General features: G+C 68.7%; 10 protein-coding genes. All 10 read left to right on the top strand.

Annotated features, from left to right (window positions below; genetic code table 11):
• Nucleotides 1-107: 107 nt before the first annotated feature.
• Nucleotides 108-1,013 (top strand): esterase family protein, encoded by a 906-nt coding sequence (locus ACXPWS_RS00870; protein WP_458710629.1) that lies wholly within the window; start codon nucleotides 108-110, stop codon nucleotides 1,011-1,013.
• A gap of 115 nt (nucleotides 1,014-1,128) precedes the next feature.
• Nucleotides 1,129-1,629, top strand: coding sequence for a DUF732 domain-containing protein (locus tag ACXPWS_RS00875; RefSeq protein ID WP_458710630.1), 501 nt, complete (start codon nucleotides 1,129-1,131; stop codon nucleotides 1,627-1,629).
• Between the two features lie 65 nt (nucleotides 1,630-1,694).
• The gene (gene culp6, locus ACXPWS_RS00880) at nucleotides 1,695-2,705 is read left to right on the top strand and encodes a carboxylesterase Culp6 (RefSeq protein ID WP_458710631.1); all 1,011 of its coding nucleotides are present in this window, start codon (nucleotides 1,695-1,697) and stop codon (nucleotides 2,703-2,705) included.
• Nucleotides 2,706-2,900: 195 nt separating this feature from the next.
• Nucleotides 2,901-4,790, top strand: coding sequence for a long-chain-fatty-acid--AMP ligase FadD32 (gene fadD32, locus ACXPWS_RS00885; protein ID WP_458710632.1), 1,890 nt, complete (start codon nucleotides 2,901-2,903; stop codon nucleotides 4,788-4,790).
• 58 nt (nucleotides 4,791-4,848) lie between these two features.
• Complete coding sequence (gene pks13, locus ACXPWS_RS00890) at nucleotides 4,849-10,212, top strand: polyketide synthase Pks13 (protein WP_458710633.1); 5,364 nt, start codon at nucleotides 4,849-4,851, stop codon at nucleotides 10,210-10,212.
• Nucleotides 10,209-11,792 (top strand): acyl-CoA carboxylase subunit beta, encoded by a 1,584-nt coding sequence (locus ACXPWS_RS00895; RefSeq protein ID WP_458710634.1) that lies wholly within the window; start codon nucleotides 10,209-10,211, stop codon nucleotides 11,790-11,792. The genes pks13 and ACXPWS_RS00895 overlap by 4 nt, the downstream gene beginning before the upstream one ends.
• Complete coding sequence (locus tag ACXPWS_RS00900; protein ID WP_458710635.1) at nucleotides 11,792-13,207, top strand: phytoene desaturase family protein; 1,416 nt, start codon at nucleotides 11,792-11,794, stop codon at nucleotides 13,205-13,207. The genes ACXPWS_RS00895 and ACXPWS_RS00900 overlap by 1 nt, the downstream gene beginning before the upstream one ends.
• Nucleotides 13,208-13,288: 81 nt before the next feature.
• Entirely contained in the window at nucleotides 13,289-14,674 is a 1,386-nt protein-coding gene (locus tag ACXPWS_RS00905) for a serine/threonine-protein kinase (RefSeq protein WP_458710636.1), read from the top strand.
• Nucleotides 14,674-15,111, top strand: coding sequence for a hypothetical protein (locus tag ACXPWS_RS00910; protein ID WP_458710637.1), 438 nt, complete (start codon nucleotides 14,674-14,676; stop codon nucleotides 15,109-15,111). The genes ACXPWS_RS00905 and ACXPWS_RS00910 overlap by 1 nt, the downstream gene beginning before the upstream one ends.
• Nucleotides 15,104-15,529, top strand: coding sequence for an RDD family protein (locus ACXPWS_RS00915; RefSeq protein ID WP_458710638.1), 426 nt, complete (start codon nucleotides 15,104-15,106; stop codon nucleotides 15,527-15,529). The genes ACXPWS_RS00910 and ACXPWS_RS00915 overlap by 8 nt, the downstream gene beginning before the upstream one ends.
• Nucleotides 15,530-15,536: the final 7 nt, after the last annotated feature.

Below are 15,536 nucleotides of genomic sequence, written 5' to 3' on the forward strand. Positions count from 1 at the left end.
CACCGCCGTCCGTCGTTTCCAGAGCACCGTGCTGAGGTGATGTGATTCACTACAACGCGGTGGTGGGGGATTCGAGGCCAGAGATGCGAGCAAAAATGAGGTGGGATATGAGGCTGCACTCGACGATCCGCAGGACCGTGCAGGCGACCTGTGCGGTCTTGCTGGCGCTGGGACTGTGGTCGGCATCGGGGGCGGTGGACAACCCCGCCAGGGCCGACGGCATCGAGTACCTGCAGGTGCCGTCGGCAGCGATGGGCCGTGACATCCCGGTGGCCTTCCAGGGCGGTGGCCCACACGCCGTCTTCCTGCTGGACGCCTTCAACGCCGGCCCGGACGTGAGCAACTGGGTGGGCGCGGGGGCGTTCAACACGCTCGCCGGTAAGGGCATCTCGGTGGCCGCCCCGGCCGGTGGCGCGTTCAGTCTCTACACCAACTGGGAGGCCGACGGCAGCAAGCAGTGGGAGACCTTCCTGACCGATGAGCTGCCGAACTGGCTGGCCGCCAACAAGGGTCTGGCGCCGACCGGGCACGGCATCGTCGGTGCCGCCCAGGGTGGCACCGCGGCTCTGACGCTGGCCGCCTTCCACCCGGACCGGTTCCGCTACGCCGGGTCGCTGTCGGGTTTCCTCACCCCGTCCAACACCTTCGTCAACGGCGCGATCACCGCGGGAATGGCGCAGTTCGGTGGCGTCAACACCCAGGCGATGTGGGGCGCGGCGCAGCTGGGCCGGTGGAAGTGGCATGACCCCGATGTGCATGCGCAGTTGTTGGTGGACAACAACACCCGGCTCTGGGTGTTCAGCCCGCAGACCCTGACATGCAGCGATCCCGCGGCCATGATCGGCTACTGCGAGCAGGCCCAGGGCAGCAACCGCACCTTCTACTCGCACTACCGCTCGATCGGCGGCCGCAACGGGCACTTCGACTTCCCGACGGGCGGGCAGCACGACTGGGGTAACTGGGGCCCGCAACTGGCGGCGCTGTCCGGCGACCTGTCGGCCGCCATCAAGTAGCCGGGGCTGGATCTGCCCGGGGCGAGCGGAGCGCCAGGCAAGATCACAGTTACGGCATCGTCTCGGGATCGTCTCGGCCGGTGGGTGCGCGCGCACAGCCGGTACCGTGGACTCCGTGCAGCGTAAGCGTCGGTGGTCTACGGGTCTGGCAAAGCGGCCCGCGCTGATGTTGACCCCGTTGATGCTGGCCTCGACCGCGGCCGCGGTGTGCGGCTGCTCGTTCAGTGACGACGTCATCACCACCATCGGGCTGCCCTCCACGCAGTCCGTGGGGCACTCGGCCGACGGGTTGGGCGGTATCGCCCCGCCGGCCGCCAGCGCGGCCGGCGGCCGCGAGGAGCACATGCCGGTGTCCCATCAACAGCAGTCCTACCTGGATGCCCTGGGCACTGCCGGGGTGCACCCATCCGACGAGATCATCGCGTTGACCATCGGGTCCTACGTGTGCCAGGCGCGCGCGGCCAAGCAGAGCGATCAGGCGGTGTGGGATTTCGTCCTGCCGCTGGTCCGGGCCGACGTCCGCGAAGTGCACGTCAGTTCGGTGGCCCCGCCGGCGGGTGAGGTGGACTCCGTCACCGCCGACTACATTCGCATCGCGAGCGAACAGCTCTGCTGACCGCATCCCGCGGATATGACAGCAGTGCTCTGGGAACCCAGCTGACCTGAGGAGCGCACCGAACTATGGCGAACAACCGCAAACGCCACCGGATTCTCGCGGTGGCAGCGGCCGCGGCGGTCGCCGTCCTGGTGGCGGTCATCGTCGCCGCGCTGGTGGTCTGGCTGCGTCAGCCGGAAGCGCCGCCGCTGGCCACCCCGCCCGTCGTGCCACCATCCGGCGTGCCGAGCGCGGGTCCCTCGCCGAGCAAGCCGCGCCCGGAGTCCCAGGACGCCAGCTGCCCGGACGTGTTCGTGCTGTCCATTCCCGGCACCTGGGAGTCCGCGCCGGCGATGGATCCCAACAATCCGGTGCAGTTCCCTGCGGCGCTGCTGCTCAATGTCACCAACCCGCTGCTGCAGCAATTCGGCCCGGACCGGATCCAGGTCTACACCGTGCCCTACACGGCGCAGTTCCATAACCCGTTCGCCGCGGACGGGCAGATGTCCTACAACGACTCGCGCGCCGAGGGCACCAAGAAGGCCCTCCAGGCCCTGACCGACATCAACAACCGGTGCCCGCTGACCAGCTATGTGATCGCCGGGTTCTCCCAGGGCGCGGTGATCGGCGGCGATATCGCCAGCGATATCGGCAACGGCCGCGGCCCGGTCGATGCGGATCTGGTGCTCGGCGTGACGCTGATCGCCGACGGCCGTCGCACCGACGGTGTCGGCCAGAACCTGCCCGCCAACCCGCCAGGGCAGGGCGCCGAGGTGACTCTGCACGAGGTGCCGATGCTGTCGGCGCTGGGACTGGCCATGACCGGTCCCCGGGACGGCGGCTTCGGGTCCCTCAACGACCGCACCTACCAGATCTGCGGCAACGGCGACCTGATCTGCGCCGCACCGGAGCAGGCGTTCTCCGTGGGCAATCTGCCCAAGACCCTGGAGACCTTGCTGGGCAGCACCGCCGGGCCGGTGCACGCGCTGTACAACACTCCCCAGTTCTGGAGTCTGGACGGGCAGACCGCCACCCAATGGACCGAGCAGTGGGCGCGCAACCTGGTGGAGAACGCGCCGCATCCCAAGCACAGCTGAGCGTTCGCTCGTGCCATGCCCGATTCGAACCCGACTCGCCGGTAACCGGATTTGGCCTGCGAGAAACGGTCACCTAACATTAAGAGAAAACTAAGAGTGGTGTCGGTCGTCCGAGGGGGGAGATCGAGCGGCCCCGGTACGATCGCCGGGGCTCGCGACGACCGTGCGAAGAGTGTGCTGTGACAGGAGAGTTTGATGCCGTTCCATAACCCGTTCATCAAGGACGGTCAGATCAAGTTCCCCGACGGCGCCAGCATCGTGTCCCACGTCGAGCGCTGGGCCAAGGTCCGCGGTGACAAGCTGGCGTACCGCTTCCTCGATTACTCCACCGAGCGCGACGGTGTGGCCCGCGACCTCACCTGGGCGCAATTCAGCGCCAGGAACAAGGCCGTCGCCGCACGGCTGCAGCAGGTCACCCAGCCCGGTGACCGGGTGGCGATCCTGTGCCCGCAGAACCTGGACTACCTGGTGGCATTCTTCGGAGCGCTCTACGCAGGCCGGATCGCGGTGCCGCTGTTCGATCCGTCCGAGCCCGGTCACGTGGGGCGCCTGCATGCGGTGCTGGACAACTGCAACCCGTCGGCGATCCTGACCACCACCGAGGCCGCCGAGGGCGTCCGCAAGTTCTTCCGCAGCCGGCCCGCCAACCAGCGCCCCAGGGTCATCGCCGTGGACGCCGTGCCCGCGGACGTCGCCGCCACCTGGGTGGAGGAGACGGCCACCGAGGAAACCATCGCGTACCTGCAGTACACCTCCGGCTCGACCCGCATCCCCACCGGCGTGCAGATCACCCATCTGAACCTGGCCACCAACGTGCTGCAGGTCGTCGAGGCGCTGGAAGGCGAGGAAGGCGACCGCGGTCTGTCCTGGCTGCCGTTCTTCCACGACATGGGGCTGATCACCGCGCTGATCGCCCCGATGATCGGCCACTACTTCACCTTCATGACCCCGGCCGCGTTCGTGCGCCGGCCCGAGCGCTGGATCCGGGAGATGGGTTTCAAGCCCGACGACACCGGTGGCGTCATCTCGGTGGCCCCCAACTTCGCCTTCGACCATGCCGCGGCCCGTGGGGTTCCCAAAGAGGGCGCCGACGCCGTGGACCTGTCCCACGTCAAGGCCGTCCTCAACGGCAGCGAGCCCATCTCGGCGGCCACGGTGCGCCGGTTCAACGAGGCGTTCGCGCCGTTCGGCTTCCCGCCCAAGGCGATCAAGCCGTCCTACGGCCTGGCGGAGGCGACGCTGTTCGTGTCGACCACTCCGGCCGCCGAAGAGCCCAAGATCATCACCGTCGACCGTGACGCGCTGAACACCGGCCGCATCGTCGAGGTGCCCGCCGACTCACCCAAGGCGGTGGCGCAGGCCTCGGCGGGCAAGGTCGGCATCTCGGAATGGGCCGTCATCGTCGACGCCGAGTCAGCCACCGAGCTGCCCGACGGCCAGATCGGTGAGATCTGGATCAGCGGGCAGAACATGGGCACCGGCTACTGGGGCAAGCCCGAGGAGAGCCGCGAGACGTTCCAGAACACCCTCAAGTCGCGGACCAACCCGTCGCATGCCGAAGGCGCCGCCGACGACGCCACCTGGGTGCGCACCGGCGACTTCGGCGCGTTCTACGACGGCGACCTCTACATCACCGGCCGCGTCAAGGATCTGGTGATCATCGACGGCCGCAACCACTACCCGCAGGACCTGGAGTACTCGGCGCAGGAATCCAGCAAGGCGCTGCGCACCGGATTCGTCGCCGCATTCTCGGTGCCGGCCAACCAGCTGCCGGCCGAGGTGTTCGAAAACACCCACGCCGGGCTGAAATTCGACGCGGAGGACAGCTCCGAACAGCTCGTCATCGTGGGTGAACGCGCGCCCGGCTCGCACAAGCTCGACCTGGCCCCCGTCGTCGACGATATCCGCGCCGCCATCGCGGTCCGCCACGGTGTGACGGTGCGCGACGTGCTGCTCACCCCGGCGGGAGCCATTCCGCGTACCTCCAGCGGCAAGATCGGGCGTCGCGCATGCCGCGCGGCCTACCTCGACGGCAGCCTGCGCAGCGGCAAGATCGCCAACGCCTTCCCGGACGAAGCTGACTGACCCCCGCCAGACAAACCGGCCCGTCATCCAGGCCGCACGGCGGCGAAAGTGAATGAAAATGACTGAAAACAGCGAGAATTCGCAGAGCAATTCACAACCTGCCGACGCGGTTGCGGTTCCGGCCCGCACCGACATGACGGTCAACGAGATGCGCGAATGGCTGCGCAACTGGATTGCCAACGCCACCAGCCAGTCGCCCGACACCATCAACGAGTCGGCGCCGATGGTCGAGCTCGGCCTGTCCTCGCGCGACGCCGTCGCGATGGCCTCCGACATCGAGGACGTCACCGGTGTCACGCTGACCGCGACCGTGGTGTTCCGGAACCCGACCATCGAGTCGCTGGCCAAGGTCCTCATCGAAGGTGAGCCCGAACCCGCGGACACCGGCGATGACGATTGGTCCCGGCCCGACGATGTCGAGGACATCGCGATCGTCGGAGTGGCAACCCGTTTCCCCGGGGACATGAACACACCCGACGAGATGTGGACCGCGCTGCTGGAAGGCCGCAGCGGGATCACCGATCTGCCGGAGGGCCGCTGGGAGGAGTTCCTCGGCGAGGCACGCATCGCCGAGCGGGTGGCCAAGGCCCGCACCCGCGGCGGCTATCTGTCCGACATCAAGGGTTTCGACTCCGAGTTCTTCGCGCTGTCGAAGATGGAGGCCGACAACATCGACCCGCAGCAGCGCCTGGCACTGGAGCTGACTTGGGAAGCCCTTGAGCACGCCCGGATCCCGGCGTCCAGCCTGCGCGGTGGCAACGTCGCCGTCTACATCGGCAGCTCGAACAACGACTACCAGTTCCTGGCGCTGATGGACCCGACGGTGGCGCACCCGTACGCCATCACCGGCACCTCCAGTGCCATTGTCGCCAACCGGGTTTCGTACTTCTACGACTTCCGGGGCCCGTCGGTACAGGTCGACACGGCGTGCTCCAGCTCGCTGGTGGCCGCGCACCAGGGTGTGCGCGCACTGCGCTCCGGTGAGGCCGATGTCGCACTGGTCGGCGGGGTGAACGCGATGATCACCCCGATCGTCACCATCGGTTTCGACGAGGTCGGCGGCGTGTTGGCCCCGGACGGCCGGATCAAATCGTTCTCCTCCGACGCCGACGGCTACGCCCGCTCCGAGGGCGGCGGCATGCTGGTGTTCAAACGGCTCTCGGACGCCCGCCGCGACGGCGATCCCATCCTGGCGGTCATCGCCGGCTCCGCGGTCAACCACGACGGTCGGTCCAACGGCATGCTGGCGCCCAATCCCGATGCGCAGGAAGCTGTTCTGCGCCGGGCGTACAAAGACGCCGGTATCGATCCGCGCGACGTCGACTACGTCGAGGCGCACGGCACCGGCACCATCCTGGGCGACCCGATCGAGGCCGACGCGCTGGGCCGGGTGATCGGCCGCGGCCGGGCCGCCGACAAGCCGGCTCTGCTGGGTGCGGTGAAATCCAATGTGGGCCACCTGGAATCGGCCGCGGGTGCGGCCAGCCTGGCCAAGATGGCGCTGTCCCTGCAGCACGACAAGCTGCCCCCGTCGATCAACTACGCCGGCCCAAACCCGTATATCGACTTCGACAAGGAACACCTCAAGGTCAACGACACCGTCGCCGACTGGCCGCGTTACAGCGGGCACGCGATCGCCGGTGTGTCGGGCTTCGGCTTCGGCGGCGCCAACGCGCACCTGGTGTTGCGTGAGGTGCTGCCCGCCGATCTGGTCGAGCCCGAGCCGAAACCTGAAGCGGCCGAATTGGAATCGGCATCTGACGACTCCGACGCCGTGTTCGTCGGCGGGGTGCGGATGGACGAGTACGGCGAGTTCGTGGCCGCCGACGCCGGTGACGGTGGCTACGGGGCCTATGACGAGGCCAGCCATGAGCTGCCCGGCCTGACCGATGAGGCCAAGCGGCTGCTGGAGCAGGCCCGCCAGGAACTGGAGTCGCAGGAGCAGCCGAATCCGGTGATCCCCCTGGTGATCTCGGGATTCCTCACCTCACGCAAGAAGGCCGCCGCCGCCGAGCTGGCCGACTGGATCGACAGCGAAGAAGGCCGGTCCTCGTCGCTGGAATCGATCGGCCGCTCGCTGTCGCGGCGCAACCACGGCCGCTCGCGCGCGGTGGTGCTGGCCCACGACCACGACGAGGCGATCAAGGGCCTGCGGGCCGTGGCCGAAGGCAAGCAGAGCCCGCTGGTGCTGGCGGCCGACGGTCCGGTCAGCAACGGACCCGTCTGGGTGCTGGCCGGTTTCGGTGCCCAGCACCGCAAGATGGGCAAGAGCCTGTACCTGCGCGACGACGTGTTCGCCGACTGGATCAACAGGGTCGACGCCCACATCCAGGATGAGCGGGGCTATTCCGTCGTCGAGTTGATCCTCGACGACGCGATCGACTACACCAACGAGACCTGCGAATACCCGATCGAAGTGGTCCAGACGGTGATCTTCGCCATCCAGATCGCGCTCGGCGAGTTGCTCAAGCATCACGGCGCCAGCCCAGGCGCGGTGGTCGGGCAGTCGCTCGGCGAGGCGGCCGCCGCTTACTTCTCCGGTGGTCTCTCACTGGCCGACGCCACGCGCACCATCTGCTCCCGCGCCCACCTGATGGGCGAGGGCGAAGCGATGCTGTTCGGTGAGTACATCCGGCTGATGGCGCTGGTCGAGTACTCGGCAGACGAGATCAAGACCGTCTTCTCCGACTACCCCGGGCTGGAGGTGTGCGTCTACGCCGCCCCCTCCCAGACCGTCATCGGCGGTCCGCCCGAGCAGATCGACGCGATCATCGCCCGTGCCGAATCCGAGGGCAAGTTCGCCCGCAAGCTGCAGACCAAGGGCGCCAGCCACACCCAGCAGATGGACCCGCTGCTCGGTGAGCTTTCGGCGGAGATCCAGGGCATCGAGCCGCACCCGCTGAAGACGGCGTACTTCTCCACCGTGCACGAGGGCAAGTTGATCCGGGCCGGCGCCGAGCCGATCCACGACGTGGACTACTGGAAGAAGGGGCTGCGCCACAGCGTCTACTTCACCCACGGCATCCGCAACGCCGTCGACAACGGGCACACCACCTTCCTGGAGCTCGCGCCGAATCCGGTGGCGCTCATGCAGGTCGGCCTGACCACCGCGGCGGCGGGTTTGCATGACGGGCAACTGATCCCGACGCTGGCGCGCAAGCAGGACGAGGTCGACTCGATGACCGTCGCGATGGCCAACCTGTACGTGCACGGTCACGATCTCGACCCCTGGACGCTCTTCGGCCAGGGCGAATTCGCCAACATCCCGCCGACCCGTTTCAAGCGCAAGTCGCACTGGCTGGATGCCCGGTTCGCCGGCGACAGCGCGGTGCTCATCCCTGGCACGCATGTGGCCACCCCGGATGGCAGGCACGTGTGGGAGTACGCGCCCAATGGCGGTACCGACCTGGCCGCGCTGGTGAAAGCCGCTGCGACACAGGTGCTTCCGGATGCGGTGCTGACCGCCTTCGAGCAGCGTGCGGTGCCCGCCGAGAATGCCCGCCTGGTCACCACGCTGTCCCGGCACCCGGGTGGAGCCACCGTGCAGGTGCACGCCCGTATCGATGAATCCTTCACCCTGGTGTACGACGCGGTGGTGAGCCGCGGCGGTACCGCGGCGGCACTGCCGGTGGCAACTGGTGCTGCGGTCGCGATTTCCGCTCCGGTCGCCGAAGCAGCGCCGGCCCCCGTCGAGGACGATGCCGCGATTCTGCAGGACAACCTCACCGCGGGTGCCGGTCTGGCCGCCGGATTCGCCAAGTGGTCGCCGGAATCCGGTGAGACGGTGGCCGATCGCCTCGGTGCCATCGTCGGCGGTGCCATGGGCTACGAGCCCGAGGACCTGCCCTGGGAGGTCCCGCTGATCGAACTCGGCCTGGATTCGCTGATGGCCGTGCGGATCAAGAATCGGGTCGAATACGACTTCGACCTGCCGCCGATCCAGTTGACCGCGGTGCGCGATGCCAACCTGTACAACGTCGAGGAGCTGATCAAGTACGCGATCGAGCACCGCGACGAGGTCGACGAGATCGCCGAATCCCAGAAGGGACAGAGCGCCGAGGAGATCGCGGCCGCCCAGGCCGAACTGCTGGGCGGGGCGTCCACCGTAGCCGAGCTGGAGGCCAAATTGGCCGAGGCTGGACATCCGTTGGCGGACAAGGCCACCGAGGCTGCGCCCGCGGAGGACATCCCGGCGCCGCCCAGCGACCCCAAGGGGCCGACACAGGCCGTTCCTGCGCCGCCCACCGATCCGTCCGGCCCGAACAAGGCCACCGCGGCCGCTGCCGCGGCCAAGGTGCTGACCCAGGAGGCCGTCACCGAGGCGCTCGGGGCCGATGTGCCCCCGCGCGATGCCGCCGAACGGGTCGCCTTCGCGACCTGGGCGATCGTCACCGGCAAGTCGCCGGGCGGCATCTTCAACGAGCTGCCCGCTCTCGACGAGACCGCGGCCCAGAAGATGGCACAACGGCTTTCGGAACGCGCCGAGGGCACCATCACCGTCGAGGAGGTGCGGTCGGCCACGAACATCGAGGAACTGGCCACCGTCGTCCGCAACCAGCTCGAAGAGGGTGTGGTCGACGGATTCGTGCGCACCCTGCGCGCACCCACCGAAGGTTCGGCGGGTTCGCCACACGTGCCCCTCTTCGTGTTCCACCCGGCCGGCGGCTCGACGGTGGTCTACGAGCCGCTGCTCAAGCGGCTGCCGGCCGACATCCCGGTGTACGGCATCGAGCGGGTGGAGGGTTCCATCGAGGAACGTGCCGCCGAGTACGTGCCGAAACTGCTTGAGGTGCACAACGGTCCGTTCGTGCTGGCCGGCTGGTCACTGGGCGGCGCGCTGGCCTACGCCTGCGCGATCGGGCTCAAACAGGCCGGTGCCGATGTCCGCTTCGTCGGGCTGATCGACTGTGTGCGGCCCGGCGTGCCGATCGACCAGTCGCAGGCCGGCATGCGGGCCCGCTGGGACCGTTACGCACGCTTCGCCGAGCGCACCTTCAACGTCGAGGTGCCGGCCATCCCCTATGAGGAGCTGGAGAAGCTCGACGACGAGGGCCAGGTCAAGTTCGTGCTGGATCTGGTCGCGCAGAGCGGCGTGCAGATCCCGGGCGGGATCATCGAGCACCAGCGGACGTCGTACCTGGACAACCGCGCGCTCGACACCATCGAGCTCCAGCCCTACGACGGGCACGTGACGCTGTACATGGCCGACCGCTACCACGATGACGCCATCGTGTTCGAACCCGCCTACGCCACCCGTCAGCCCGACGGCGGCTGGGGCGACGCGGTCAAGGACCTGGAGGTGGTGCCCGTCGGTGGCGAGCACATCCAGGTCATCGACGAACCGATCATCGCCAAGGTCGGCGCGCACATGAGCGAGGCCATCAACCGAATCGAAGCCGAACAAAAGGACGCGAACAAGTGACGGAAACCCCGGCTGTCCCCGCCTCCAGGCCCGCCGCGACCACCGCTGAGAAGCTGGCCGAACTACGCGAAAAGCTGGAACTGGCCAAGGATCCCGGCGACGAGAAGGCCAGGGCCCGACGGGACAAAAAGGGCATCCCGTCGGCGCGTGCCCGCATCCATGCGCTACTCGACCCGGGCAGCTTCCTGGAGATCGGTGCACTGGCCAAGACCCCCGGTGACCCCAACGCCTACTTCGGTGACGGCGTCGTCACCGGGCACGGCACCATCGACGGCCGCCCGGTCGGGGTGTTCAGCCACGACCAGACGGTGTTCCAGGGCTCGGTCGGCGAGATGTTCGGCCGCAAGGTCGCCAAGCTGATGGAGTGGGTGGCCATGGTCGGCTGCCCGATCATCGGCATCAACGACTCGGCCGGCGCCCGCATCCAGGACACCGCCACGTCGCTGGCCTGGTACGCCGAACTCGGCCGCCGCCACGAGATGCTGCGCGGTCTGGTCCCGGAGATCTCCCTGATCTTCGGCAAATGTGCCGGCGGAGCGGTCTATTCGCCGATCCAGACCGACCTGGTGGTCGCGGTCCGCGATCAGGGCTACATGTTCATCACCGGTCCCGACGTCATCAAGGACGTCACCGGCGAGGATGTCACCTTCGACGAGCTGGGCGGTGCCGATGTGCAGGCGCAGCGCGGCAACATCCACAAGGTGGTCGAATCCGAGACCGCGGCCTACCAGTATGTGCGCGATTACCTGAGCTTCCTGCCGCCCAACCACTTCGACGACGCGCCGATCGTGAACCCGGGCCTGGAGCCCGAGATCACGCCGTCCGACCTGGAACTCGACACCATCGTGCCGGACTCGGACAACATGGCCTACGACATGCACGAGGTCCTGCTGCGGATCTTCGACGACGGCGATGTCTTCGAGATCGCCGACCAGCGCAGTCCGTCCATGATCACCGCGTTCGCCCGGGTGGACGGCCGCCCGGTCGGGGTGATCGCCAACCAGCCCATGCACATGTCCGGTGCGGTGGGTAACGAGGCGTCCGACAAGGCCGCGGGCTTCATCCGGTTCTGCGACTCGTTCAACCTGCCGCTGGTGTTCGTCGTCGACACCCCCGGCGCCATGCCGGGTGTCGAGGAGGAGAAGGGCGGCATCATCAAACGCGGTGGCCGCTTCTTCAACGCCATCGTCGAGGCCGACGTGCCGAAGGTGACCATCATCGTGCGCAAGGCCTATGGCGGCGGATATGCGGTCATGGGCTCCAAGCAGCTGTCGGCGGACCTGAACTTCGCCTGGCCCACCGCGCGTATCGCGGTGATCGGCGCCGAGGGTGCGGCCCAGCTGCTGGTGAAACGGTTCCCGGATCCGACCGCCCCCGAGGTGCAGAAGATCCGCGCCGATTTCATCGAGGGCTACAACCTGAACCTGGCCACCCCGTGGATCGCCGCCGAGCGCGGCTACATCGACGGTGTCATCGAACCGCACGAGACGCGACTGTTGCTGCGCAAGTCGCTGCATCTGTTGCGGGACAAGCAGAACCTCTACAAGGTACAGCGCAAGCACGGCTTGACTCCGCTGTAATGAGCACGGCGCTGGTGGTGGGCGGCGGCCCGAACGGGCTCGCCGCCGCCATCACGCTGGCCCGCGCCGGGGTCGAGGTCACCGTGCTGGAGGCCGCCGACCAGATCGGCGGTGGGGTGCGCTCCGGCGAAGCGATCATTGCCGGCCTGCTGCACGACCACTGTGCCGCCATCCACCCGATGGCCGTCGGCTCGGCTTTCCTGGCGGGGCTGGACCTCGACCGGCACGGATTACGTTGGCGGTGGCCGGAAATCGACTGCGCCCATCCACTCGACGACGGCCGCGCCGGGCTGCTGTATCGCAGTGTGGACGACACCGCCGCGGCGCTGGGGCCCGACGGCCCGCGGTGGCGGGCCTTGTTCGGCCGGCCGGTCAGCCGGTTCGACCTGTTGTCCGAGGACATCATGGGCCCGTTGCTGCGTGTGCCGAAACATCCACTGGTGCTTGCCCGTTTCGGTGTGCCGACGATGCTGCCGGTCACGGTGCTGGCCCGGTTGTTCCGCACTCCGGCGGCCGCCGCGCTGTTCGGCGGGGTGGCTGCGCATACTTTCCGGCCCCTGCACCTACCTATGACCTCGGCCATCGGGCTGGGCATCATCACCGCCGGGCACCGGCACGGTTGGGCAGTCGCCGAGGGTGGTTCACAGGCGATCACCGATGCGCTCGGGGCGACACTGGTCGAGTTGGGCACCACCGTGGAGACAGGTGTGCGGGTGACGGCCGCGGCCCAGCTGCCGCCGGCCGACGTGACATTGTTCGATCTCACCCCGACGGCCGTTGCCGGCATCCTCGGGGACCGGTTGCCGCGGCGCACCGGCCGGGCGCTGCGCCGGTTCCGCTACGGCCCAGGTGCTTTCAAAGTGGACTTCGCGGTACAGGGCGGGGTGCCGTGGACCGACCCGGACGCCGGCCGGGCCGGCACCGTGCACCTGGGCGGCCATCTCGACGAAATCGCCGCCACCGAGCGGGACATCCACGCCGGCCGGATGCCGGAGCGGCCGTTCGTCCTGGTCGGCCAGCAGTACCTGGCCGACCCGGGCCGATCGGTCGGCGACGTCCATCCTGTCTACGCGTACGCCCATGTGCCGCACGGATTCACCGGGGACGCCACCGCGGCGATCATCGGCCAGTTCGAACGTTTCGCACCAGGGTTCCGGGACCGCGTGATCGGGATGGCGGTCCGTTCGACCACCGAGCTGTCGGCGGGCAACGCGAACTATGTGGGCGGTGACATCTGCACCGGCGCCAAGGACATCCGGCAGCTGGTGTTCGGACCACGGCCAACCCTGCACCCGTACCGGCTCGGCGTCCCCGGCATGTACATCTGTTCCGGCGCCACCCCACCCGGCCCCGGCGCGCACGGGATGTGCGGGGCCAACGCTGCCGCCGAGGCCCTGGCGTATCTGCGGCGATGAGTGGTGCGCCGCATACGCCGAGAAAGCCGGGGGATGCCGAGATGCGGTACAGCATCTCTGATCGGCCACTACACTTCGCCCATGCCGCTCGAGGAAGGCCAGGTGATCGCCGGGTACACCGTCGTGCGGTCACTCGGTGCCGGCGGCATGGGCGAGGTCTACCTGGCCCAGCACCCGCGGCTGCCCCGCCGGGACGCGCTCAAGGTGCTCGGCGCCACGGTTTGCGCAGATTCCGAGTACCGGCAGCGCTTCGAACGCGAGGCCGATATCGCTGCCACGCTCTGGCACCCGCACATCGTCGAGGTGCACGACCGCGGTGACGTCGACGGCCAGTTGTGGATCGCGATGGATTTCGTCGAGGGCACCGACGCCGGGGCGCTGCTGGCCGACCGCTACCCGGACGGGATGCCACCCGACGAGGTGGTGCGCATCATCACCGCCGTCGCCGAGGCGCTCGACTACGCCCACCAAAAGGGCCTGCTGCACCGCGACGTCAAACCGGCCAACATCCTGATCGCCAACCCGGGCGCCCCCGAGGAGCGAGTTCTGCTGGCCGACTTCGGCATTGCCCGCCGTACCGGCGAGACGAGCAATCTCACCGGCACGAACATGACCGTCGGGACCGTGGCCTACGCGGCGCCCGAGCAGCTGACCGGCGCCGAGATCGACGGCCGCGCCGACCAGTACGCGCTGGCGTCCACGGCCTACCAGCTGCTCACGGGTGCGCCGCCGTTCCAGCATTCCAATCCGGCGGTGGTGATCAGTGCGCACCTGACCGCCAGTCCACCACCGATCGGCGATCGGCATCCCGAATTGTCCGGTCTGGGACCGGTTTTCGTGCGTGCGCTGGCCAAGAACCCCGCCGATCGGTACGGCAAGTGCGTGGATTTTGCCCGGGCCCTGGAGCATTGCGCCGGTGCGGCGGGTGCCGATGCCACCATGCTCGCCGTGCGCACATCCGGTCCCCGGCATGCCAGGGCGCATCCCGCCCCGGCCGCGCGGCGGTCAAGACTGCTCGTGCCGGCGGTGGCCTTGGCGGCGGTGGTCATCGTCGCGGCGGCGGTGGCGTTCGCCTTCGGCGCGTTCGGCGGCCCGAACAGCGGGCCCGCCGAACCGGCGGCCAAGACAACGGCCACCCGGACGGCGCCGCCCGCACCGCCGCCGTCCGGCCCGGCGCCCACGGTCCCGGTGGTCGTCATCGGGGCCAACTGCGCCACCCTGGGTGGCGCCGGACTGGCCGAGAGCGGCGCCCCCGCGTACTGCGCCCAGCTGCCGAACTCGGTGACCACCATCTGGTCGCTGAACCAGCAGGTGGCCGAACCGTCGGCGCCCGCCGGCACGCCCGCCGCCGGCGAGCAGACCTACGCACCCGAAACCGAGCGCCCGGTCCAGGTGTGCGTCGACCAGACACACCAGAGCCGGCTCAAGTGCTTCGAGGACATCATGCGCGGCAACGGCGCTCGGTGATGACGGGCGAACCCGCCCCGGCGGTGACGGTGGCGGCCGGGCTCGCCGCCACTGCGGTGGGCGGCGCCCTGGCGGCTTACCGGGGAGCCGAACGGCTACCCGTCATCGGCGGACTCCTGCACCAGACCCGCGTGGCACTGTCCGCCCGCGGGGAGCGCGCGATCGAACCGGTCAAGGCCGCGGTGGCCGCTGTCGCGGTGCAGATCGTGGAACGGGTGCTCGATGAACTCGACCTCAACGAACTGGTACGCAAGCGGGTGGATCTGGTGGGGCTGGCCAACGAAGTCGTCGACGGTATCGACCTGCCCGCGATCATCCGGCAATCCACCGATTCGGTGACCGCCGAGGTGATGACCGATGTCCGCAGCCAGGGTGAACGGGCCGACGACCTGGTGGCGGGCCTGGTGGACCGGCTGCTGGGGCGCGCCCGTGACTGATGCCCGCACCGCCGGCGTGGTGAGCCGCGGCGTCGCGGCGGTGATCGATCTGATCGTTGTCGGCCTCGTGCTGGCCGCGATCTACCTCGGTCTGGTCCTGACCCGGCTGATGTTCCACCCTGCCGCGTTCCGCGCGCCCACCATGAGCGCCGTCTTCTCCACCGCGGTGCTGTTCACCGTCGCGGTCTGCTACCTCACCGCGTGCTGGGCGGTGTCGGGCTGCACGGTCGGGTCGGTGACCATGGGCCTGCGGGTAACTGGCCGGCGCGGGAATCGGCTGTCGCCCGCGGTCGCGCTGCTGCGGGCGGTGGCTTGTGTGTTGCTGCCCGTCGGGCTGCTGTGGGTGGCCGTCGACCGACGGCGAAGATCCTTGCAGGACATTGCATTCGGCACTCGCGTCAGCTATGCACGGCCGTAGGATACCG

The sequence above is a fragment of the Mycobacterium sp. BMJ-28 genome, assembly GCF_054404835.1.